The organism is Nostoc sp. KVJ3, assembly GCF_026127265.1.
Classification (GTDB): Bacteria; Cyanobacteriota; Cyanobacteriia; order Cyanobacteriales; family Nostocaceae; genus Nostoc.
Genome location: NZ_WWFG01000002.1, coordinates 1,085,233 through 1,108,351 on the forward strand (window position 1 = coordinate 1,085,233; position 23,119 = coordinate 1,108,351).

The following is a 23,119-nucleotide window of genomic DNA, read 5'->3' on the forward strand; positions in this document are numbered from 1 at the left end:
TTAAATCTTATTTTAAAATTCTTATTAGAACTACATTCTCAATGAAGTGCTTGTAATTTATTTTCAGCCAATTGTCGCGCAGACACCTAATGGAAAATTCGGTGGTGTATTGCCCTTACTAGCTGTCAATGCGGTTGATTCGTAACTAGATTGTCCGCCTGTTCGATTCTGGATTACTAATTGAAAGGGATTGAGATTCACCTAGTGTCCAGAACTCTTCGTTATAGATTTCTTCTTTGCGAGAACTCACTTATGTCTATGCTCAGGACAGGTATGAACTTAAGTTTTAGTTTTTTAAGTAAGTTAGCTCTAGTTACCTTTCCAGCTAATCCATTAAAACAGAAGAATAAAATACACGATTATAGCCAACTTGTTTGGGGAAGCGACTACGTATTTGAGCGCCTCAATGAAGGAATGATAGGGTATATGACTGGAATCGGTAAAGGCATTAAACCCTGCGATCGCATTATTTTGCGAGAAGGTTGTGAATCTTATCAATATCAAGTTGAAGAAATTGATTATTACTCCGATCCTTCTGATATGTGGATAGCTCTACTCAAACAAATACCAATTGACTAAATATTAAAGTCAATCAGTTACTTCAATTCTATATTTGATTTTTGAACAAAATTAGGTATTGTAGGGGAGCCAGTGCGTTGCGGTGAATCCAGCGCTGTAGGCGGGTTTCCCAACCTAGGCGACTGGTGAACCCGAAGGGAGGGCATTGGAGGGTTTCATGACTGGATAAACAAGTTAGGAATAAGAATTAAACTAACATACAGTTTATGTCCCTGGCTTACCTCACCCTCAATCCCTCTCCTTATAAAGGCTATGGTGTACACACAAGTCCTTTTCACCCCCTCTAACTCCCCCTTGTTAAGGGGGAGAACCGGATATTTCCCCCCTTTATAAGGGAGGATTAAGGGGGGTAAATCCAGGGTTTGGGTTTCATTTACCAAGATGTGTGTACACCGTAGCCTTATAAAGGAGAGGGAAGCTAGAGACAAGATGAAGTTTTGGATTTTATTTAATCCACCTTCCTTAGTTCGTAGTAAGGACTTTAGTCCTTATTTTCTAAGCAATAAAGTCTTGACTACAAACCCTCAAAACTAGCTTTACAAACTAATAGTTAGTTAACACTTAAAGAACTTGTAGTTTTTTTGAGAACTTCATCTGTTTTGGGAGCAACTGAAAGATGCACAATATGTACTGAACAAGAAGCATGGTGAAGAACGTAGTTACTCACACTACCGAGAAATAGTTCCATTAGCCCAGAATGACCCCGCCGCCCCATAACAATTAAATCAGCGTCATAACTATGGGCTAAGTCACAAATAACCCGGCCAGGACTACCAACATTTTGTGTAAATTCTGTATTTACACCCGATGTATTAGCTTGGTTACAGAAAGATTGCAACATCTGGATTCCCAAATTTTTAAAGGTATCCCACTGTTTTTGGTATAACTCAAAGCTTTGACTGCTTAATCCTGGATAGTAGTCAAAATTAGACATCATAGGTACGTAAGGGCTACCCTCTTCTTCTGGAGATAGAATATGCACTAGCATTAAGTTAGCTTGTGTTAACTTTGCTAAACCCAACGCTTCCTCAAAAACCTGTTGCCCTATTTCCGAGCGATCTAATGCAACTAAAATCTTTTTAAACATCATAATAGACCTCCTATTTCTTTGGTAATTGGTCTTTACTATTTCAGATTTCCAAATGCTGGATTGACAAAAATGACTAATCCTTCAACTCTGTTTAGCGACTTTTGAATTTTAAATTTATTAAAAGTTTTTATCCCATATCTATAATATATAGCAAAAAAATTTGAGGAACTTGTGAAGAAAACAAGTCTTTATCTTTGATTACGGGGGAGACTCACGTTTTATAAAATACAACCTTAGCTCAGTATTTATTGTTTTTTCAAAGGCAAGTATCTTGATATAATCCAAGTGTGGATTTATCAGATGGATTCAATATCTTCCACTGCCAAAAACTCATGTAATTCTTCTATACTTACTGAAGTAAAGTAAATATCAGGTTCTATTTTATAGATTTAAAAATCAGTTTTTCAAGATATCCTAATTCAAACGGATTCTCTGATTCAAGTTCTTGAAACACGATGCGTTCTATGCGGCTTTGAATCTCAACTGGTAAAGCAGCAAGTTATTTCAAGAATCTTGTTGTATATTCAACTTGCCACATTTCTTTCTTTTAGTGATTGATAATATTTTAGTGCTTCATCTTTTGATAGTGGTTTTTCTTCCTCTACTTCTTCCATAAGTTTTGCTAAACCGTAATCTTCAAGAATTTCTTCAATCTTTTCAAATTCAGCGATAGGAATTTGTACGGCAATAGGTCGTTGATTTTCGCCGAGAACATAATTTTTGTGAACTTCAAACATTTTAATAACTCCTATGTATAAAAGTCCATTGGTGTTCGCCTACTAAAATTATGGTGTCTGGTAATTAAATTTTAACAGTTTATAGCGATCGCACTTAAGGAATTAAGGGTGCGATCGCAACACAATTGCAGACACAATTATCAGTCTGTTGGAACGCTTCGGGTTAAAATTCTCATCACTTTGCCTGGTTCAGTGTCTTCCAGTTCCAAAAACTCATGTAATTCTTCTATAGTGAGTGAAGCATGGTAAATATTAGGTAAGGATTCAGGTCTAATATTGTGGAAGCAAAGAAGGGCGAGACAGACAATTATTAGAGTCAGCAATTAGAGCTTGTGCAAAAAAATCAATTACAGACCTACCTTGACGACGGCAAGTTTGCACTACCGTCAACAAATTGGCAGTGTGTTGAAACCGCTCCATCGAACGGGAACCACCGCTAATCTTACGTTTTGTCACGGCTAAACGCAGCGTTCGCGAAGCGTGTCCGAAGGACTCTCGTTCGGCTTGATTGTTATCAGGACTTAAACAAAAAAAGAAGCAAAAATAAGGTATGATGCCTTATCAGCATAGCTTTTACGTTAAAGTAACACCCGATGAAAGAAACAACACCCGCAGCCATGCCGTCTTGCTTTGAAAAATGGTGTCAAAGGTTTGATGATGTGTTTAGTCATAAAGCGCAAAAAAGAGGGTTTAGGCATTATTTAGGGGGATTATTGGGGGAAAGCGAGAGAAAAAACCTATCTCAGATGGCAGAAAACGCTATAGGAGTGAAATACCATCAATTGCACCACTTTTTAACTGAAGCACCCTGGTCTAATTCACAGATCAATGAACGTCGTTTAGAGGTAATGAGCAAATGTAGTCAAACCAGAATTAGTAGAGGATTTAGCTTGATAATTGATGATTCTGGTCATAGGAAAAGCGGAAATTTTACGGATGGAGTGGGATTCTGTACATCGGAGAAATTGGCAAAACAGATAATGGAATAGTAGTGGTAACAACTCATTTATATGATGGGAGAAAAAGCTTACCATTAGATTTTATTAATCGTTAGTGTCTAGACTTTAAGTTTTAACGCATCTACTTTCTAAACCGTCACACCCTCCAACTCTTCATCTGTCAACTCATACAACTGGCGCAACTTATCTAACTTATCACCATCAGCTTCCCAGAAACCCCGCCCATGCGCCTCCAACATTCTCCCTAAAATATTGCGAAAAGCTTCAGGATTTGCCTTGCGTAATTTATCCGCCATCTCTGCATCTAAAGCATAAGTATCAGCCGCTTGGTCATAAACCCAATCATCGGTAAAATCGGCAGTACCACCCCAACCAATTAACGCCGTCATCCGTTGGGAAATTTCAAAAGCACCACCAGAACCTTGATTCGCCATTGCTTGCGCCCATTTGGGATTTACCAACTTAGTGCGATACTCCATTCGCAGCAGATCATCTAAATTGCGCGGTGTAGTATCCTTCGAGAAACTTTCCACAAAGCTAGTTGTAACCTTCTTACCGCCTTGTTTTTCTGCCGCCCTTTTCAACCCGCCCGTATTAGCGTAATATTCCTGAATATCAGTTAAACCATATTCTACCGAATCGATTTCTTGAACAATGCGATCGCTAGTTTTTAACAGAGTATTTAAAACTTCCGGTCTAGCTTGACCTTTATCCTCTCTCCCGTAGCTGAATACATTGCGACTTTGCCAAGTATTCCCCAACTCCTCACCAGATTCCCAGTTACCATCAACAACGCGATCGTTCACCAAAGAACCAAAATCACCCGCCGGATTAGAAAACAACCTCGCCGATACATTTTCCACCCCTTGGGCTTTTAAAGCTAAAGCATGTCTTCTAATAAAATTCTGATCGTCCGGTTCATCAGCATCAGCCGCCCGTTGAAACAAATCATCCAACAATTCGATAATATTGACAAAACTATCCCGAAAAATCCCAGACAAATTACCCAACACATCAATCCGGGGATGTCCAACCTCAGCCAACGGCTTCAACTCATAACGAACAACTCTACCAGTACCTTCCTTAACAGGTTCAGCCCCCACCAACTCCAACAAAATCCCCAAAGATTCGCCCTTCGTTTTAATCGCATCCAATCCCCAAAGCATCACCGCCACCGTCTCAGGATACTTCCCATACTCATCCAAATGCTGGGCAATAATTTTTTGGGCAACTTCCCGTCCCCGTTCATAAGCCGCAGGCGAAGGCATCCGATAAGGATCTAAAGCATGAATATTTCTCCCAGTCGGCAAAACACCAGCCCCATCCCTTAACAAATCTCCCCCAGGCGCAGGCGGAATATACTCCCCATTCAACCCCCTTAACAAATTCGTCAACTCATCCGTAGATTGCATCAACAAATCCCTTATTACTCTTTCCTCCTCTTGGCGGTCTTGGCGTCTTGGCGGTTCGTCTCCAAAATAAGCCTCTAAATACGCCTCCAACTCCTCCTCACTAGGCTTTTCCCCCAAAGTATGCAACCCCGAAGAAAACAACCGATTTTCTAAAACCTGCAAATATCCATACAATTCAACCAAATAATCATCAAAAGCATGAACACTAAACATCCGCACATTCTCAGCAGTAAACGCAATCCCCAACCGTTTAGCATCCTCAAACGGACAATCAGCATCCAACCCAGAGTCCACAATCTTTTTACAAATCCCTTCCTTCAAAACATAATTCTTTTGTGGATCTTCACGATACTCCGCAATCAAATCACGCAACGCCACCAACTCCTTATACAAACCTGCGCGACCATAAGGAGGTACATTATGAGAAATCAACACACCATAACCGCGACGTTTCGCTAACATCGACTCAGAAGGATTATTCGCCGCATATATATAGAGATTAGGCAGATTTCCTAACAAAATATCCGACCAAGAATAACCCGTATTCCCCAACGGAGAACCAGGCAACCATTCCACCGTTCCATGCATTCCAAAGTGAACTAAAGCATCAGCTTCAAACTCATTTTGCAGCCATTTATAATAAGCTACATATTGAGGATGTGGCGTTAAATCCCGTTCAAACATTAAGCGCATCGGGTCGCCTTGTATCCCCAAAGGTGGTTGTACACCTATCCAGATATTACCTAATTGCACACCACCAATCTGAAATTCATCGCCATAAGTTTTAATACCGGTTCCCGTGAGAGATTTCCATTGTTTTTCGATGCGGGAAGTTTGCAGGTATCCCAGCCATTTTTCTAGAGTGCGGACGTTAACGGACGCGGGGATATTTTTTGTATTATCAATTTCATCCGCCTCTTTCACCCAGCGAATCAATTCTTCCCCATCTTCCGGCAAATCTCCGACGGTGTAACCTTGTTCTTTCAGTGCGTGGAGAAACTTCAGCAAACTACGCGGCACATTTAATAATGCAGCTGTACCCACAGCACCATAACCTGGAGGAAACCCATATAAAATAATGGCAATCTTGCGTTCCGATGCAGGTTTTTGCCGCAAAGCCACCCAACTTTTCACCCTACCAATTAATCGCTGTACACGTTCGGGAACCAGATAAATATTTTCGCCCACCAAACCACCAAGGGGAACGGTATCAATAGCCCCATCCAATTCTGGTAAAGCGTACAACACCACACTTTGCAATCCGCCGATACCTTGGCGCGTCCACGAGGAAATATCTTGAATTAATAGTGGTGCAGCAACAATATAAGGTACATTCTTGGCAGTGAGAATACGCTTTGCAACTTCTATTTGACGGCCACCTTCCATTGAACCAGCCGGGCCACCCACCAGAGGAAAGCCAATTGTGGAAACGATCGCATCTACTTTAACTGCTTCACTAGAAAGTGAGGGTGTTTCTATATTACCTAGTTGTCGTTGCTGAATTTCATAGTCGGTTGTCATCAAATCTCGTACCGCCACGTGTCCTTCTACGCCGTTGATGAAAATTGGTAAAGGAGTTAAGCCGGCTTTTTCAAAACTGCGAATTAGTTGGGGAATGTAGGGTTGTTTGGTGATGACGTGTTTTCGGTAGAGGAGAATTCCGATAATCGGTTTTGTAGAGACGCGATTCATCGCGTCTATTGGGAAGACGCGATGAATCGCGTCTCTACAATGGGTTTTATACCATTCTAAATATTTGTGGGGCGATTCAAAAAACCCTGGATAGTCGGGGTGGAGTAATCCGATGTTGGGGGTTTCGACTAGGGGGGGAATGTCGCCGACTTTTAAACCTAAATATTTTTCTGCTAGTGTCCAGAATAATGAAGCGACGTTTTCGGAACCGCCAGCATTCCAATAACCATAGATAATTAACCAGTTGCGTAAGTCTTGGACTTTTTGCACTGGGACGTATTTCAGTAGTTTGGGGCCGATTTTTAAGAAGCTGATGTAACCAGCGAGTTTATCTTCTTCTCGGCCGTTGCTAAATTTGTCGAGGATGAATTTAACTGGTTTGGGCATTCCTTTGGGCTTATCGCCAATGGCAAAATCACCCAACTTGGTTAAACTCATCAATTCCAAGGCTGACTCAAAGACTAAGCGGATGGGAATTTGGGAAATGCGATCGCGCAACCACACAACTTGGTCATAATCAAATAGGAGGCTACCGAAAAACACATCAGCGTTATCAAGGGCTGCTTCTACCTCAGCCCGTTGACTGGTAAGATTGCGATCGCTAAATACCCGAATATCCAACTCAGGACAGCGAGAGTTAGCCAAAAAAGCTGCTTTCCTGTACAATTCAGCGTTGAATGATTCAAACCCAGCAACTAAGACGATGCGTTTCATGCCTGTAAGCTACGAAATATTTCTTTACTTAGATCTTAAACGTGCTTTCAGGCTGATTGTTAAATATCTACCCACAGATTTCGGTCAATAATTCTTCGGGGTAGTTAAGACTTTACCATCGCCAATGCATCTGGGATATTTTGATTCCAAAACACAAGATTTAGGGCTGAACAAGGCAAGGGGCAAAATCCCCTTATAAAGGTGGCAAACTTCCGCCACGGTGTATTAAGTACATTTGTCATAGCTTTCTACTTTTACAAAGGGTTATTATCTGAATAATGGAGGTGATTGAGGCATTGCAATTTATTGCAAAAGTTAATGGGTTATTCCCGATTTTGATAAATTATAATAGTTGTGTTTTTGGTTAAAATCTATTTTAGAATTAGTTGGTTTGATCCCATAAGATTTGCTGTTCAGGTTCGCAGAAAAACTTATTTTGTTTGCTAGCGTAGTAATGCGGAAGATAATGCGGACATTGCGAACAAGTACTTCAACAAATTTATCAACAAAACTTTGTCTATATAATTGGAAGAGTTTTGAACTAGTGTAAAAAGTAAGTAAATTGAGGATGAAATCATGAAATTTGGAATTGATAGCGGTCACAATTGTCCACCAGATACAGGAGCCAGTGGGATTAAATTTGAGGATAATTTAACTCTTGATGTTGGAAATAGAGTTATAGCGAAGTTAAGAGCTTTAGGCAATGAGGTGGTAGTCTGTAGACCAAGTAGTGCTAGTACAGTCCGTGACTCACTTTCAAAAAGATGTTCTACAGCGAATAGCAGTAAAGTAGATATTTACGTCTCGATTCATTTTAACTGTTTTAACGCCCAAGCTAATGGCACAGAAGTATATGCCAATAGCGATACAGGGAGAAAAATCGCTAAACCTGTATTAGATGAAATCATCAAATTGGGATTTTTTAATCGTGGGGTTAAGAGTGGTTCCCACTTGTATGTTCTGAAAAATACAGATATGCCCGCGATTCTGGTAGAAGGTTGCTTTGTGGACTCACAAAAAGATATGAATCTTTTTAATCCAGAAGCAATGGCCAATGCGATCGTTAAAGGCTTAACTGGTAAAGTATCAAGTGTTCCTGTTAACCCTGTACCAGATGAAGAAGAAAATGTAGATTCCACTATTCTCAGACTGCAAAAATCCTTAAATAGACTCAAAATAACCGATAAAAATGGTAAGGCGTTAGTCGAAGATGGCTCCACCGGTGCTAATACCAAATCTGCCGTAGAAAAGTTTCAGACTATTGTCGGAACTCAGCCGACTGGAGTTGCTGATGAAACTACATGGAATGCCATAAATCTAATTTTGGCAAAACGAATTATCAGACCAAACCATGCTGGTGGTGCGGTTGTGAGATACTTGCAATACCGTTTAGGTGTTGATAATGATGGTGTCTATGGGCCACAAACAGAGGTTGTAATTAAGAACTTTCAAAAGCAAAATAGTTTAGATGCCGATGGTATTCTCGGGCCTATTAGCTGGCAGAAATTAATTGGTTAGATTGAGGAGTAGACATTGTTCGTAGTTGGCGCTTTCCAAAGACAGCGCCAACTACGAGGTTGTAGAGACGCGTTAGCGTATCGTGTCTCTACAGGGTTGTGAAAGTTGCAAACTTGATAATTAAAATAAATAACCAGAGCGGAGGAAGTCACCTATACTGCTGACAAGAATATATTCAACTTAACCAAGTTTACGTTTGATAACTATCAATCGCACTTAGTAATAAGTAATTTCCTATCGCTCTGGTGCTTTTTTGGCGGTGAAGTTTCGCCAAAAGTATAAAAGTAAAGGGCTTTTCAAGCGTATAACAATTGTTACTACTTTGTTGTATAAGTAAACACAAATTTTCTGGATTTAAAATTTACTCAGTTTAATTTTTAGAAGTTCAATTAACAAATCAGAGATTTTAGTAGATTGAATTGAAATCGGGTTTAAACTCGATCTCAATTCCTGCTTTCATTAGCCTTCAGCACTTTCGGCACGAATAGGAATTACAATTCCTTCGCGCACCAGTGCATCTGTAAAAATCTTCCGAAGAACGCGCTGAATCTGAAGATGTTTTCCTGGCTTCACCTTTGTCAATGTCCGTAGTAACAAGTTAGACTCTCCAAGACTTTAAAACTGTCATAAATTCTGTCACTCTCAAAAACACATATCACCCCATAAAAAAATACCCCAGGAAAGCAATAATGCAATCTTGGGGTATTAGTATGTAAGGTAACTCCTATTGAGGAATATAGTTACAAGTCATAAAACTGCCAAATAAAAAGTGTCACCAATAAAGACGACACTTTAAGCAACACTAAATATACGACTAAAACATAGCATTTTACAAAAAGAGTGTTAGGGACTAGATATAAGTAGGCACAGACCTACAGCCGTTATTTACTGCGGTTACAATACTCATTTTATAAACAGAAGTGAAAAATTGAATGTTATTAGTGGCATCAGTTTGTACCGTACCTGTTACTGGTAAAGAGTAACTATCCAAAGCATTTCCTTTCTTTAAGCTATCGCCGTTAGCTTTATTCGCTTCAATTTGTGCAACAGCACAGGCTTGCATAAATATAGACAAAAACTCACACAATTTTATCCCTATCGGTAATGAAGGCATTGAAGCTATGTATGCTTTGACTTCGGAGTTAGTACATTTATCGTGAACTTGAACAAGTGTTAAATCTGGGGTAGCAGCCATTCTATTTTCCTATTGCAGTAAACAAATCAGATAGAACCTACCCATCAATATTTACAATCACATCACACAGCAATATTTCATTACATCGACCTCAGTATGTTGCTAAACTGCTGTCACAATCACCAAAGGATGAACAAACAAACACATACGCTTTCCCTTGTTGACACGTCATCTCTCAACACGCTCATCGATAGGGAAAGTAAATTACAAGAGGTGCAGTAGACTTGCATCCAATGCAGTGTAGCGATAGTTCATGTATTCGACTTGTCATATTTCATCAAATAACCTTCACTAAACACTGTTGTAGCAACAGCACAATGTTACTAGATTCACACAAATTCCCATCGTGTACTGAAGTTAAGGATATAGTACTTCGTCCTTGACTATCTTTTATTCGTGCTGTCAACTGTATGACTAACAAGCATTGTAGCTGCTACTGATACCTGCATCAGTTTAGTACTGGATGCAAGTCTACTGCGAGTGGATGCGTTATGCCAGAAGCGTTTTTAGCTGTATTCGATGCCAGGAACCGGACTTGAACCGGTGACACGAGGATTTTCAGTCCTCTGCTCTACCAACTGAGCTATCCCGGCTGGGGCTTTTGTGAGCCACGATTAATAAATGTAGCAAACATCCCAGAATATAGCAAGCCCTTGGAGAAAAAATATTTATGCAGCTTTCAAATTCAATTTAAACCAGATGAAAACGGCTACAAATAGCAGAAATTGGACAAGAACAATACTTGGGCCAGAAGCAAAGTTGAAAATACCTGAGACAATGATGCCAGCAATGCTGCTAATGGAACCAACTATCACCGATATGACTAGAAAACGGCTAAAGTGGTGACTCATCAGTTTGGCAGTGGAGGCGGGAATAACCAAAAAGGCGTTCACAAGTAAAACACCGACGGCTTTAATTGCTACAGCAACGGCGAGGGAAAGCAAGACCACAAACATATAGCGGTATAATTGGACGGGAATGCCTTGAACTTGGGCTACATCAGGGTTCAGGGTTAACAAAATTTGCTGCCGCAGGGTTGATAGTAAAAATATGCTACCTCCCACAAGTACTAGCAGCGTCAAAATCAAATCTGTGGTATCGATCGCTAGAATATCGCCGAACAGCACCGCCATCAAGTTGCCACGATATCCTTTAATCAGGCTTGTGAGAATCACACCGATCGCTAATGCCCCGGATAGCACTATACTAAGGACGCTATCGCTACCTAAATCGGTTTTGTCGATGAAGTAGAGAACAATCACCCCGAAAACTAAGGTAAAAGGTAACAGCATCCAAGTAGGATTTATTTGTAGAAGCACACCTAACGCCACACCTACTAAGGCTGCATGACCAACGGCGTGGCTAAAAAAGGACAACTGACGCAAGGTGACAAAACTACCCAACATCCCGCCAAGTATCCCCATTAACACAGCACCGACGATCGCCCGCTGCATAAACGGGAATTCTAATAACTTTATCAAATCATTACTACTGGCGATCGCCAGCCTTGCTATCTGACAATCATTGAAAAAATAATCCATATTTATTCTGTGAGTTGAATTACGAATTACGAATTATTTTAATGTTGGTGCTGATAGCGGCTGAAACCTGGGCCGTATGTTGCTAATAGGTTTTGTGGTGAAAGGGCAATTTCTGGTTTACCAGTACAAACAATACTTTGGTTAAGACAAAGCACGCGATCGCAATGGCGATTTACCATATCAATATCATGAGAAACTTGCAATACCGTCCACCCCTCCTCTCGCTTTAATTCATTTAGCAAAGCGTAAAAATCTGCTGAACCTTGCACATCAACACCAGCAAAGGCTTCATCGAGTACCAAAAGTTTCCGAGGCATTACTAAACAATAAGCCAACAACACCCGTTTGAGTTGACCACCGCTAAGAGTACCAATAGCTTGATGCTGTAGATGATAAGCATCAGTTCGTCGTAAAGCTTCTACTACTGCTACCGATTTTTCTCTGTCTTTTCTCCACAGCTTAGAAAAAAATAAATCTCCTTTTTTCCCTTCTTTAGTCCATCCCAATCCCACTAATTCGCTGACAGAAATAGGAAAGCTGCGGTCAAAGATGAAATTTTGCGGCATATAGCCCAACAGGTGTCGTAAACGCCCCAGCCTTGCAATTGGGCGACCTAATATTTCAATCGTACCATTACTTCGAGGTATCAAATCTAAAATCGCCTTTACCAGTGTACTTTTACCAGCACCATTGGGGCCGACGATGGCTGTATCTGTTCCTGGCAACAATTCAAAGGAAACATCTCGAACAGCTAGATAGCTGCCTTGATACACAGTTAATCCTTCTACCTTCAAAATAGCAATGTCTTGATTCATTATTGATTAATTTTAAAAAACTGATGGTTTATAAATTAGATTTACAACTCTTGTACGGACGCGATTCATCGCGTCTGTACTCATTTACATGAGGTTTCCAGAATTTGTAAGTTAGCTTTCATTGCCTGGAAATAATGCTGCGGATCTGTTTCACCAGTTTCCAGAGAATCCAGAGGACGTAAAGTTAACTTCAAGTCTTTGGAGAGGCTAACTAGCAATTTATTATCTACTCCTGGTTCACTAAATAAAGCTTTAACTTTGTACTTTTTCACAGCATTAACTGCATTTTGCACATCCGTTGGTGAAAGTTGATCTTCGGGAATTTGCACCACAGCAACTTGTTTGAGGTTATAGCGTTTTGCTAAATATGGAAATGCATCATGAAAGGTAATAAAGGTGCAACTAGGAGTTTTTTGTAAAGTCTGCTGAAATTCATTATTTAAACCTTCTAATTCTTTAATATAAGCCCCAGCATTGGCTTCATAAGTAGCTTTATTTCCTGGGTTGGCAGCAATTAAACCATCCCGAATGTTAGTTACCTCTTGTTTTGCCAAAACTGGATCTAACCAAACATGAGGATTACCTTGGGTGTGTTCTTTGTCTTCATCATTTTTCGCTGTTTTCACAACGGGCGAAATTTCATTTAAGGGTTTAATACCTTTACTTGCATCAATTTCAACTAATTTGGAATTTTGGGCATTTTTGACAGTATTTTCCAGAAATCCCTCCAAACCTAAACCATTTTTAACTAACACATTCGCAGTTGCGATCGCTTTGACGTTTTCTGGTGTCGCTTGGTACTCATGTACCTCCGTACCCGGTGGTACTAAAATTTCCACATCTGCTACATTCCCCGCTACTGCCTTAGTAAACAAATATATCGGCAAAAATGTTGTCACTACTTTAGTTTTTCCCGACTGCGCTACTGGGGTGGATGTAATACCCTGTGCTGGTGGCGACTCCTCAGAAGTTCCTCCCTGATTCGGATTCGATTGGCTACAGCCAGTAGTCATTGATAACATTAACAGAGCAATTATCGACAAGATGCCGCTTCTTTGTCTACCTGTTCTAAGTCCTGTGTAATTCCCCATCACGGTGTTTTCTCCTCAAAATAGATACTATTCTGCCTCTGTCACAATTCCTGTTGACAATGAGAACTATTCTAAATTTAATACTATAATAATTCTCATTCTCATTCAAGACACATAATTTCATCCTGAGTTTCCTGTGTAATGAGTAACAAGCAAACTTTTTCAAGTGATGCAGCCTTCTGTAATTTAGTTTTCCCGGAATAATTAGGATTTCTTGACTTTTTTTGTGAAAAAAATTGCTTGCTTCTGATAAAATTACTGAGAAGAATTCTCATAAACACGCCTTTAAAAAGCGCTGTTTGGGTGTGAATTATCAATAAGTGTGAGGAGAAAAATGCAAAAATTCTGTAAATATCTGCTAATTAGTCCAGCAGTCTGCTGTGCAATGCTATTTGTGAATACTGCTGCATTTGCAGGTGAAACATCAGGTACGTCTGAAATCAATCAACCAGTTTTACATAATCCAGACACACAAACTCAGATAACGGGCCAAGTTACCTCAGTATCTCAATTTTCTGATGTACAACCCACTGACTGGGCATTCCAAGCATTGCAGTCGTTGGTTGAGCGCTATGGCTGTATTGCAGGATACCCAAATAGCACTTATCGCGGGAATCGGGCATTAACGCGATATGAGTTTGCTGCTGGTTTAAATGCTTGTCTCGATCGTGTTAATGAACTTATTGCTACAGCTACGGGTGATTTAGTTACTAAACAAGATTTAGCCACATTACAAAAACTGCAAACAGATTTTTCAGCAGAATTGGCGACACTCCGAGGTCGTGTAGATGCCGTAGAAGCTAAAACTGCGGAATTGGAGGCACATCAGTTTTCCACCACAACCAAACTAAACGGGGAAGTGGTAATAGCGATCGCAAGTGTTATAAGTGGGAATACAGTTAATGGGCAAAAAGTCAACCAAAATACTGTCCTTGGAGATCGGGTGCGTCTGAATCTCGACACCAGTTTTACTGGGAAAGATTTACTTAGAACACGACTTCAAGCAACAAACTTAGGTCTGTTCTCTGATACTGCCACCTTTACACCAGAAGGTGACTTCCGATTTGCTGGTGGTAACAACAATAATGGAGTTGTGATAGACGCGCTGTTGTATCAGTTCCCTCTCGGCAAGAAGACAGGAATCACCCTAGAAGCAAATGCAGGTGCAATTGATGATTTTACTAATACAGTCAACCCATATCTAGATGGGGACGGCGGTAGCGGTGCTTTTTCCCATTTTGGGACTCGCAACCCAATTTATTATCTAGCCAATGGTGCTGGTATAGGAATCAAACACGAGTTCAGTGATAAGCTAGAACTAAGCTTGGGGTATTTAGGAAATGATACAGCTAATCCTCAGCTAGGCTCTGGACTATTCAACGGTGCTTATGGTGCGATCGCACAGTTAACTGTTAAGCCTACTAATCAAATTACCGTTGGTTTGACTTACCTTAACGCCTACAAAAATACTTTTTTTGCCAATGGTAGTGGCGGGAGCAATAACGCTAATAACATATTAGAGAATGCTTCTAGTAACTCCTACGGTATAGAAGCATCCTTCCAACCTAGCTCAAAATTTGTGATTGGCGGTTGGGCTGGCTTGACCAAAGCTCGCATCGTTTCAGATACTCCTGGTGATGCTGAGATATGGAACTATGCGGTAACGCTAGCTTTCCCGGATCTTGGTAAAGCAGGTAACATTGGAGGCATTATTGTGGGTATGGAACCGAAAGTTACCAGTGTGAGCAATTCTCTCAGCAATGCAGGTATCAATAAAGATCCCGATACATCCTATCATATTGAGGCTTTTTATCAGTATAAGCTGAGTGAGAATATCACCATTACCCCAGGAGTCATCTGGTTAACATCCCCAGATCATAATAATGACAACGATGATATTATTATTGGCGCACTAAGAACCACATTCAGTTTCTAATCGTTCAAAATTTATAAATAAGACGCAAAGGATAAATTTGCGTCTTTTATTTTTGGTGTGAAGTTCAATCTTCATCAAGGGCTGGGAAAGCTTCTTCAAGCTGCCACAACTTATCTTTGTTTTCAACAAACCAAATACGAGTTTCGGGAGTTAATTGACTCCAAATGACTTCAACAGGGATGTGAGGAGATGCGTATTGGTACTGTTGACCAAGTGATTTGAGATTGTCTACCACATCGCGGGGAATTCCGAATTGCTCCCAATCAACTGTTATGTGTCTTCCCGAAACTCCTGCTGTGGGGTCGAAAATCAATTGTGCCGATCTGACTAAATCAGCAAAGTGTTTCGGTTTGAGTTTGGTGATTTCCTGAATTTGAAGTGATTCGTTATACTCTTGAGACATTATCGCCGCAGTGGTAAAGATTAGGGGTGTATTGAATTTACTGCCAGAGATTTTTTCCCAATATTTTTAGTTTAGCGCAGAGCGGCTAATTTTATTATGATTAGAGCGGCTAATTTTATTATGATTAATATACTGAAACAACCAGATCCCGACTTCTTTAAGAAGTCGGGGATCTGAGCTAATCTGGCGATTCGATCAGAACTGTAACAGATGCGATCGCAATCAACATCTCATCATTTTTATCGTTAAGTTCGGGAATCGCCCGCCCTTGAACTATCATGCCTCCAGATTCTACAGTCAGAGTTTTTTGACCAAATGGTAATACAGCTAGTACTTCTTCTTCTCTAACTTGTTCTGGGTATGGAACTGCTACCTGAACCTCTATAATCATTTCATTGGGGTGACTTAAACCTGCCACTTCCCAAACACCAGGTAAGGCATTGTGAGCGATCGCATTCCGTACTGCTCTAGATGCTGCTACTGTAGGCTCTTGTCCATGTTGATCTATTCCCATCCCCATTTCAATAATCAACCGTTTACGTGCCATTGCTATCTCCGGTAAATCTTGCACCTTTCACAAAAAAGACAGAAGCCAGAAAAGCTACTTCAGAGAACACCCCACTACCTCACCAAATCAGAGATTGGCGTTGCTGATTGCGGTATGAAAACGATTGTGCATTGCGGTGAAAAATCCTTGTAGAGACGTAAAATTTTACGTCTCTACATTCAGCAACGCCCAGAGATTTAGACCATCCGCTGTAAACGACTCAGACGTTCTGAGTAACTTTTCATCACCTGTATGGCAAACATAGGTGTTTCCTGAACGGCAAACAGAAACCCTTCTTTATCAAGAAAACCTAGTTTGGTATTCTCCTTGGCAATAGCTGTGTAAGTTCTACTTTCTACTCCTACAAGTATCCCAGCACCAAAAACTTCGCCCGTTTCAATGGTTTCTACAACCTTTTCATTGACTACTATATCTACCTCTCCTTCGAGAATGCCGTACATAATATCACCAGACTGTCCTTCTGCAAAGATGACTTCACCTGCTGAGAATGCTTTAGGGTCGGGTTGTTTTTGAAATATACTGACTGTTGTTACAGGACTTAGCATTAGAGCAACCCCAAAATTATTGGTTTTTAGACGAAACTTTTTGATAGCTTTAGGCAACCCAAAAAAGTATACTACTTTATGTCGATTAACTCTCAATCTCCGCAAAATTTCTGATTAATCGCCTAATCGTCTAAAAACCTTTCCCTGGTTTTACTAGGCAAAACTGTCCTCTCCAAGTCTGAGCTACGGTGTACACACAAGTCTTCTAGAGTTGCGCTACAGGCTTTTGATTCCCCCAACCCCCTTTAAAAAGGCAGACTGAAATTCTTCACTATTTTGGCTAAGATTTTTATTGTAAATTGTAGCTTGGGTTAAGAGAATGTTTGGAAAGTCATGATTGATTGTATAAAGTTTTTTTACCCCACCCTACCCCTCCCCGTATGTATTGGGGAGGGAACTAGATAGATTTCTTTTTTCCCCCCTTTACAAGGGAGGATTAAGGGGGGTAATTCAACTTGTGTGTACACCGTAGCTTATAAAGGGGAGGGAATTAGATGTTCTAGTTTCCCCTTTCTAATGTTATTTTGGCATTCGCATTTGCTGATTTGGCGATCGCATTTGTTGATTCGGCGTTCGCATTTGCTGATTTAGCGTTCGCATTTGCTGATTTAGCGTTCGCATTTGTTGATTCGGCGATCGCATTTGTTGATTTAGCGATCGCATTTGTTGATTTGGTATTCGCATTTGTTGATTCGGCGATCGCATTTGTTGATTTGGCGTTCGCATTTGTTGATTTGGCGTTCGCATTTGCTGATTGCACTTATTCTCAAACAACAAATAGATATGAAAGATGAGTAAAAATACAGATAAACTCGTAGTTATTTCGTTGAAATTTTAATGAAATAAATCCACAAAACTACCCATCTCAGGCAAAAGGATACTCCACTATGTTGAAAAAGGAATTATTAAAAAAAAGGATATCTCATGTCTTTAAGAACTCGTGGCTCTGCTGCTGTTGAAAAAGCCCAGCTTCGTCTCGCCTTGCTTAAATCCGTTGATGAAAATCTGGATTTAGGACATGGATTAACCATTGAAGCCTACAACCACCTCATCAATACTACCCGTGCGACGTTAGAAGCTCATAACACGCTTGTGTCCAATCTTGAAGAATCGCGTAAGACAGCAACCCAGATGGATAAAGCCCTCTCCGAAATGTCTGAACGAATGCTAAGTGGAGTTGCAACTATCTACGGCAGAAACAGTATAGAGTATTCTAAGGCTGGCGGCTCTAATGGAAAAAGAAATAAAAAATCTAGTTCAAAAGCTGCTCCAATTGTAGCGGTTCTTGCCAGTCAACCTGCTCAAGCTGCAATTGCGAATGTGTCAATTAACGGTAACAGTACAACTCCTTTGCTCCAATAATCCACTGATGCATAAATTTAGTGCCGTGTCAAGACTAAATTTGTGCATTAAATGTAAGTTGGGTTTCTTTACGTCAACCCAGCCTTGTATCTTAGCGTCCTTTGCGTCCTTTGCGGTTCGTTAAAAAAATTGACTTTGGCAAAGAGTTTTAACCTTACTGAACTGTATTGCCTTATAGTGGCGATGTCTACGACGGGCTACGCCTAGGGCGTGTTTTCAAACTGCTCGTTTAGCCTCCTAACTTTTTAGATCCCCCTAAATCCCCCGATAAATTGGGGGACTTTAAGAGACTCTTTGCCCCCCTTTTTAAGGGGGGTTGGGGGGATCTAAGACTTTGAAAACACGCCCTAAGCCCTTGTGGAAGAGTCCTATCTTTTATTTGCAACTTTATGAACGAAAATTCAAGGTAGGGAGAGGTTTATCAAACTCGCGTTCAAATAGCAAATTTTGGTTTCCATACCATCTTCTATAATTGATAAAACCTGCACACCTAATTTTAGGCATGAGACTGTGACCGAATCAGGAAGTTACAAAGATACTGTAAACCTACCCAAGACTAACTTTGAGATGCGGGCAAACGCTATCAAGCGTGAGCCGGAAATCCAGAAATTTTGGGAAGAAAATAAAATTTACGATCGCCTCTTTGAAAATAACCCCGGCGAATTATTTATACTGCACGATGGGCCTCCCTACGCTAATGGCTCACTCCATATTGGTCATGCCTTAAATAAAATTCTCAAAGATATTATTAACCGCTACCAACTGCTACAAGGGCGTAAAGTGCGCTACGTTCCTGGTTGGGATTGTCACGGCTTGCCAATTGAGTTGAAAGTTTTGCAGAACATGAAGTCAGCAGAACGGCAAAATTTAACACCTCTACAACTGCGCCAAAAAGCGAAAGAATTTGCCCTAGCTACAGTAGATAACCAGCGCCAAAATTTTAAACGCTACGGTATTTGGGGTAATTGGGAAAATCCTTATCTAACTCTGAAGCCGGAATATGAAGCGGCTCAAATTGGCGTGTTTGGTCAGATGTTCTTAAAAGGCTACATCTATCGCGGTTTGAAGCCGGTTCACTGGAGTCCGAGTTCTAAAACTGCTTTGGCTGAAGCTGAGTTGGAATATCCTGAAGGTCACGTTTCCCGCAGTATCTATGCAGCTTTTGCAATTACAAGTTTGGCGGAAGCTGTAAAACCACTGTTGGCGGAATATCAGTCAGATTTGGGTGTGGCTATTTGGACAACTACACCTTGGACTATTCCGGGGAATTTGGCTGTGGCGGTGAATGCAGATTTAAATTATGCAGTGGTGGAAGTTTCTCACCCAGAGGGAGAAGCCCAGAGTAATTTTAAATACCTGATTGTTGCTGCTGATTTAATCGAACGTTTATCTTCAACGTTGGGAGTTGAGTTAACTGTAAAAGCCACATTCAAAGGGAATGATTTAGAACATACTACTTATCGTCATCCTCTATATGACCGCGAAAGTCCAATTGTTGTGGGTGGCGATTACATCACTACTGAATCGGGTACTGGATTGGTACATACTGCACCCGGTCACGGTCAAGAAGATTACATTGTTGGTCAGCGTTACGGTTTAGCAATCCTTGCACCAGTGGATGACAACGGCAATTTTACCGAAGAAGCGGGAGAGTTTGCGGGGTTAAATGTGTTGGGTGATGGGAATCAGGCGGTGATTGATGCTTTAAGTGCGGCTGGTTCTTTGTTGAAAGAAGAAGCATATCCTCACAAGTATCCTTATGATTGGCGGACGAAAAAGCCAACGATTTTCCGCGCCACTGAACAATGGTTTGCTTCTGTGGAAGGATTTAGAGAAGAAGCATTAAAGGCGATCGCCACGGTAAAATGGATTCCAGCCCAAGGTGAAAATCGCATCACGCCAATGGTAGCGGAACGTTCCGATTGGTGCATCTCTCGTCAGCGCAGTTGGGGTGTACCCATTCCCGTTTTCTACGATGAAGCCACCGGGGAAGTATTGCTAAATGAGGAAATTATCAACCACGTCCAAGGAATTATCGCCGAAAAAGGTTCTGATGCTTGGTGGGAATTATCCGTTGAGGAGTTATTACCAGAATCTTATCGTAATAATGGTAAGTCTTACCGCAGAGGTACAGACACAATGGATGTATGGTTTGATTCTGGTTCATCTTGGGCATCTGTCGTCCAACAGCGTCCAGAGTTACGCTATCCTGCTGATATCTATTTGGAAGGTTCCGACCAACATCGCGGTTGGTTTCAATCCAGCTTGCTCACCAGTGTAGCAGTGAATGACATTGCGCCTTACAAAACTGTGCTAACTCACGGCTTCGCTTTGGATGAACAAGGGCGAAAGATGAGTAAGTCTGAAGGAAATGTGGTTGACCCAAATATAATCATTGAAGGCGGGAAAAATCAAAAAGTAGAACCGGCTTACGGTGCAGATGTATTGAGATTGTGGGTATCATCGGTAGACTACTCCGGCGATGTCCGCATTGGCAAAAACATCATCAAGCAGATGAATGATGTTAGAGGCAAAATTCGTAATACGGCGCGGTTTTTGCTGGGTAGCTTGGATGATTTTGACCCAGAAAAAGATACAGTTCCCTTTGAGGAATTGCCAGAACTTGACCGTTATATGCTACACCGCATCGGCGAGGTATTTGAGGAAGTAACCGAAGCCTTTGAGAGTTTCCAATTCTTCCGCTTTTTCCAAACTGTACAGAATTTCTGCGTGGTGGATTTATCCAACTTTTATTTAGATGTTGCCAAAGATAGGTTATACATCAGTGCAAAGGATGCTTTCCGCCGTCGCAGTTGTCAAACGGTGCTGAAAATAGCTTTAGATAATTTAGCACGAGCGATCGCACCAGTATTATCCCACACTGCCGAGGATATTTGGCAATATCTCCCCTACAAAACACCTTACAAATCGGTATTTCAAGCCGGTTGGGTGCAGATTGAGGAAAAATGGCGGAATCCAGAATTGGCGAGATTTTGGGAAACACTACGACAACTCCGCACCGATGTTAATAAGGTGTTAGAACAAGCCAGGATTGAAAAACTTATTGGTTCTTCCCTGGAAGCAAAAGCTTTGATTTACATACCTGATAAACAGTTAGGTGATGCTATCAAAGCCTTTAACCCCGTTAAGGGTAACGGGATTGACGAACTGCGGTATCTATTGCTGACTTCCCAGGTGGAATTATTAGATTCTACTCAAGGGTTGCAAGGATTAAAATATACGGCGCAAACGGAAGACTGGACAATTGCTGTAGTGAATGCAGACGGACAAAAATGCGATCGCTGTTGGAACTACTCTACTTATGTGGGAGAATCAGCAGAACATCCCTTAATTTGCGATCGTTGCGTTGCAGCCTTAGCTGGAGAGTTCTAGTAAATATACGTTAAATCGACGAACTTCTCCCTATTTTTAACTAAATTTCAAGTTTTTCCCTCTCCAAATCGGAGAGGGATTGTTTTACGTAGTAAAACGAGGGAGAAGTTTTTTGAGTCAGCGCTTGAAATAGATATTTTGCGTAATACACATTATAGTCCTTTTGTCCAATACGTATATACTAAGGATAATATAATTTGGAACAAAAAAATCGAGTATTTTTACTGAAGATGGCTACGTGTTTTAACTGTATCTTCTTTAAGGAAAGGGGGACTGCTAAATTATTAAGAAAATATAAAGGTATGGATTAATACGTAGAATTTAGACTAAAACATCCATTAACTCAAAATTCAAGAGAGAAAAAGATATGTCAAATAAAGTTGCTACAGAGTTGGCCGATTTTTTGCTGCAAATAGAACAGCGATCGCAGTATCATGCAGGTTATCCATATAATTTAAGTTGTGATTACAGTGCGATCGCTAAATTTTTCAATCATCTGTTAAATAATGCTGGAGACCCATATATTGAGCCAGATTTTGGTCTCCATTCTCGTAAGTTTGAGCAAGAAGTATTATCTTTTTTTGCTCACCTCTATAAGATTCCAGAGAGTCAGTTTTGGGGTTATGTTACTGCTGGTGGAACTGAAGGTAATTTATATGGAATGTTCTTAGCAAGAGAAATTTACCCTAATGGGATTCTTTACTCATCACAAGACTCTCATTACTCAATTCCCAAAGCCGCGAAATTATTCCGCATCCAACATAATGTTGTTAATTCACAAATCAATGGAGAGATGGATTATGACCATTTTGAACAACTAATTAGCGAAAACTGTAGTTATCCAGCCATCATCAATTTAAATATTGGGACTACTGTCAAAGGTGCAATTGATAACTTAGATAAAGTTCTAGAAATTTTAGAACGTCATCAGATTAAAGATTACTATATTCATTGTGATGCTGCACTTTCAGGATTAATATTACCGTTTTTAGATGGCGCTCCCCAAGTTAACTTTCAAAAGCCCATAGATAGTGTAGCTATTTCTGCTAAATTCATTGGTTCTCCATTACCTTGTGGTGTAGTTTTAACTAAGAAGAAATGGGTAGAAAAAGTTGAAACAGAAATTGAATATATTGGTTCAAAAGATACAACTATTTTGGGTTCTAGAAACGGTCATACTCCCTTGATTCTCTGGTATGCACTACAAACCAGAGGTTATGCTGGATTAGCGAAAGAGGCAAATACCTGTATTAATAATGCCCAATATCTTTTCCAACAACTTCAAATCAGAGAATATCCATGTATGTTAAATAATTTTTCCAATACCGTAGTGTTTCAAAAACCTTCTCAAAGGTTAATTAAAAAGTGGCAGTTAGCATTTTTTGAAAATTGGGCCCATATTATAGTAATGCAAAATATTAGTCGAGATAAAATTGATACTTTTATTAATGAACTTTTGTTAGAAGAAGGGTTACTTAATAATGCAGAAGAATTTCAGCTACAGCCAGTACTACACTAATGCAAATTATCAAGTAGAACTAATTGCCCAATTTTACAAGGTGTTTCTCC

At 40.4% G+C, this 23,119-nt stretch carries 18 protein-coding genes, 1 tRNA gene and 2 pseudogenes; 7 read left to right on the plus strand and 14 right to left on the minus strand.

The window, feature by feature from the left end; translation table 11 throughout:
• The first annotated feature begins 273 nt into the window (after positions 1–273).
• Complete coding sequence (locus GTQ43_RS20695) at positions 274–579, plus strand: hypothetical protein (RefSeq protein ID WP_265274632.1); 306 nt, start codon at positions 274–276, stop codon at positions 577–579.
• A gap of 550 nt (positions 580–1,129) precedes the next feature.
• On the opposite strand, the gene GTQ43_RS20700 is transcribed toward GTQ43_RS20695, so the two are convergent.
• The 3 genes and pseudogenes from GTQ43_RS20700 to GTQ43_RS20710 all read right to left on the minus strand — a co-directional run.
• Positions 1,130–1,666, minus strand: coding sequence for a universal stress protein (locus GTQ43_RS20700; RefSeq protein WP_265276510.1), 537 nt, complete (start codon positions 1,664–1,666; stop codon positions 1,130–1,132).
• 527 nt (positions 1,667–2,193) lie between these two features.
• Positions 2,194–2,406: a hypothetical protein gene (locus tag GTQ43_RS20705; protein ID WP_265274633.1), complete on the minus strand. Its 213-nt coding sequence runs from the start codon at positions 2,404–2,406 to the stop codon at positions 2,194–2,196.
• A 270-nt stretch (positions 2,407–2,676) separates the two neighbouring features.
• A pseudogene (locus GTQ43_RS20710) lies at positions 2,677–2,925 on the minus strand (IS66 family transposase); the annotation flags it as partial.
• A 74-nt stretch (positions 2,926–2,999) separates the two neighbouring features.
• Here GTQ43_RS20710 and GTQ43_RS20715 point away from each other — a divergent pair.
• Positions 3,000–3,445: pseudogene (locus GTQ43_RS20715) on the plus strand (transposase); the annotation flags it as partial.
• Positions 3,446–3,493: 48 nt separating this feature from the next.
• Here the strand turns inward: GTQ43_RS20715 and bchH are convergent.
• Entirely contained in the window at positions 3,494–7,183 is a 3,690-nt protein-coding gene (gene bchH / locus GTQ43_RS20720) for a magnesium chelatase subunit H (protein WP_265274634.1), read from the minus strand.
• A gap of 576 nt (positions 7,184–7,759) precedes the next feature.
• Here bchH and GTQ43_RS20725 point away from each other — a divergent pair.
• Positions 7,760–8,701, plus strand: coding sequence for an N-acetylmuramoyl-L-alanine amidase (locus tag GTQ43_RS20725; protein WP_265274635.1), 942 nt, complete (start codon positions 7,760–7,762; stop codon positions 8,699–8,701).
• A 459-nt stretch (positions 8,702–9,160) separates the two neighbouring features.
• Here GTQ43_RS20725 and GTQ43_RS20730 read toward each other — a convergent pair whose 3' ends face one another.
• The 6 genes from GTQ43_RS20730 to GTQ43_RS20755 form a co-directional block, all read right to left on the minus strand.
• Positions 9,161–9,298 carry a hypothetical protein gene (locus tag GTQ43_RS20730; RefSeq protein WP_265274636.1) on the minus strand — a complete coding sequence of 46 codons (138 nt, stop codon included), beginning with the start codon at positions 9,296–9,298 and terminating at the stop codon, positions 9,161–9,163.
• A 253-nt stretch (positions 9,299–9,551) separates the two neighbouring features.
• Complete coding sequence (locus GTQ43_RS20735) at positions 9,552–9,896, minus strand: hypothetical protein (protein ID WP_265274637.1); 345 nt, start codon at positions 9,894–9,896, stop codon at positions 9,552–9,554.
• Positions 9,897–10,416: 520 nt separating this feature from the next.
• Positions 10,417–10,489 (minus strand) — tRNA-Phe (locus GTQ43_RS20740).
• Between the two features lie 75 nt (positions 10,490–10,564).
• Positions 10,565–11,437 (minus strand): metal ABC transporter permease, encoded by an 873-nt coding sequence (locus GTQ43_RS20745; protein WP_265274638.1) that lies wholly within the window; start codon positions 11,435–11,437, stop codon positions 10,565–10,567.
• 38 nt (positions 11,438–11,475) lie between these two features.
• A complete protein-coding gene (locus GTQ43_RS20750) occupies positions 11,476–12,252 on the minus strand; it encodes a metal ABC transporter ATP-binding protein (protein ID WP_265274639.1) in 777 nt (258 codons plus the stop codon).
• An 80-nt stretch (positions 12,253–12,332) separates the two neighbouring features.
• Entirely contained in the window at positions 12,333–13,343 is a 1,011-nt protein-coding gene (locus GTQ43_RS20755; protein ID WP_265274640.1) for a metal ABC transporter substrate-binding protein, read from the minus strand.
• Positions 13,344–13,677: 334 nt separating this feature from the next.
• Here GTQ43_RS20755 and GTQ43_RS20760 point away from each other — a divergent pair, with 334 nt between their 5' ends.
• Positions 13,678–15,279, plus strand: coding sequence for an iron uptake porin (locus GTQ43_RS20760; RefSeq protein ID WP_265274641.1), 1,602 nt, complete (start codon positions 13,678–13,680; stop codon positions 15,277–15,279).
• A gap of 64 nt (positions 15,280–15,343) precedes the next feature.
• Here the strand turns inward: GTQ43_RS20760 and GTQ43_RS20765 are convergent, their stop codons facing one another.
• From GTQ43_RS20765 to GTQ43_RS20780, 4 genes are all read right to left on the minus strand, one after another.
• Entirely contained in the window at positions 15,344–15,682 is a 339-nt protein-coding gene (locus GTQ43_RS20765) for a hypothetical protein (protein ID WP_265274642.1), read from the minus strand.
• A gap of 178 nt (positions 15,683–15,860) precedes the next feature.
• A complete protein-coding gene (locus GTQ43_RS20770; RefSeq protein ID WP_265274643.1) occupies positions 15,861–16,229 on the minus strand; it encodes a Lin0512 family protein in 369 nt (122 codons plus the stop codon).
• Positions 16,230–16,426: 197 nt separating this feature from the next.
• Positions 16,427–16,795 carry a Crp/Fnr family transcriptional regulator gene (locus GTQ43_RS20775; RefSeq protein WP_265274644.1) on the minus strand — a complete coding sequence of 123 codons (369 nt, stop codon included), beginning with the start codon at positions 16,793–16,795 and terminating at the stop codon, positions 16,427–16,429.
• A 519-nt stretch (positions 16,796–17,314) separates the two neighbouring features.
• Complete coding sequence (locus GTQ43_RS20780; protein ID WP_265274645.1) at positions 17,315–17,542, minus strand: hypothetical protein; 228 nt, start codon at positions 17,540–17,542, stop codon at positions 17,315–17,317.
• Between the two features lie 177 nt (positions 17,543–17,719).
• On the opposite strand from GTQ43_RS20780, the gene GTQ43_RS20785 reads away from it, so the two are divergent.
• The 3 genes from GTQ43_RS20785 (at position 17,720) to GTQ43_RS20795 (ending at position 23,069) form a co-directional block, all read left to right on the plus strand.
• Positions 17,720–18,157, plus strand: a complete 438-nt coding sequence (locus tag GTQ43_RS20785) for a hypothetical protein (RefSeq protein WP_265274646.1) — start codon at positions 17,720–17,722, stop codon at positions 18,155–18,157.
• A gap of 510 nt (positions 18,158–18,667) precedes the next feature.
• Positions 18,668–21,550, plus strand: coding sequence for an isoleucine--tRNA ligase (gene ileS / locus GTQ43_RS20790; protein WP_265274647.1), 2,883 nt, complete (start codon positions 18,668–18,670; stop codon positions 21,548–21,550).
• A gap of 367 nt (positions 21,551–21,917) precedes the next feature.
• Positions 21,918–23,069, plus strand: a complete 1,152-nt coding sequence (locus tag GTQ43_RS20795) for a histidine decarboxylase (RefSeq protein ID WP_265274648.1) — start codon at positions 21,918–21,920, stop codon at positions 23,067–23,069.
• Positions 23,070–23,119 lie beyond the last annotated feature (50 nt).

Bases quoted from the DNA above. Each gene is read 5' to 3' on its own strand.
- GTQ43_RS20760 (WP_265274641.1), top strand. From the start codon at position 13,678: ATGCAAAAATTCTGTAAATATCTGCTAATTAGTCCAGCAGTCTGCTGT.
- GTQ43_RS20750 (WP_265274639.1), bottom strand. From the start codon at position 12,252: ATGAATCAAGACATTGCTATTTTGAAGGTAGAAGGATTAACTGTGTAT.
- GTQ43_RS20775 (WP_265274644.1), bottom strand. From the start codon at position 16,795: ATGCTAAGTCCTGTAACAACAGTCAGTATATTTCAAAAACAACCCGAC.
- GTQ43_RS20755 (WP_265274640.1), bottom strand. From the start codon at position 13,343: ATGGGGAATTACACAGGACTTAGAACAGGTAGACAAAGAAGCGGCATC.
- GTQ43_RS20735 (WP_265274637.1), bottom strand. From the start codon at position 9,896: ATGGCTGCTACCCCAGATTTAACACTTGTTCAAGTTCACGATAAATGT.
- GTQ43_RS20745 (WP_265274638.1), bottom strand. From the start codon at position 11,437: ATGGATTATTTTTTCAATGATTGTCAGATAGCAAGGCTGGCGATCGCC.
- GTQ43_RS20780 (WP_265274645.1), bottom strand. From the start codon at position 17,542: ATGCGAACGCCAAATCAACAAATGCGAACGCCAAATCAACAAATGCGA.
- GTQ43_RS20770 (WP_265274643.1), bottom strand. From the start codon at position 16,229: ATGGCACGTAAACGGTTGATTATTGAAATGGGGATGGGAATAGATCAA.
- GTQ43_RS20785 (WP_265274646.1), top strand. From the start codon at position 17,720: ATGTCTTTAAGAACTCGTGGCTCTGCTGCTGTTGAAAAAGCCCAGCTT.
- bchH (WP_265274634.1), bottom strand. From the start codon at position 7,183: ATGAAACGCATCGTCTTAGTTGCTGGGTTTGAATCATTCAACGCTGAA.
- GTQ43_RS20795 (WP_265274648.1), top strand. From the start codon at position 21,918: ATGTCAAATAAAGTTGCTACAGAGTTGGCCGATTTTTTGCTGCAAATA.
- GTQ43_RS20700 (WP_265276510.1), bottom strand. From the start codon at position 1,666: ATGTTTAAAAAGATTTTAGTTGCATTAGATCGCTCGGAAATAGGGCAA.
- GTQ43_RS20705 (WP_265274633.1), bottom strand. From the start codon at position 2,406: ATGTTTGAAGTTCACAAAAATTATGTTCTCGGCGAAAATCAACGACCT.
- GTQ43_RS20725 (WP_265274635.1), top strand. From the start codon at position 7,760: ATGAAATTTGGAATTGATAGCGGTCACAATTGTCCACCAGATACAGGA.
- GTQ43_RS20695 (WP_265274632.1), top strand. From the start codon at position 274: ATGAACTTAAGTTTTAGTTTTTTAAGTAAGTTAGCTCTAGTTACCTTT.
- GTQ43_RS20765 (WP_265274642.1), bottom strand. From the start codon at position 15,682: ATGTCTCAAGAGTATAACGAATCACTTCAAATTCAGGAAATCACCAAA.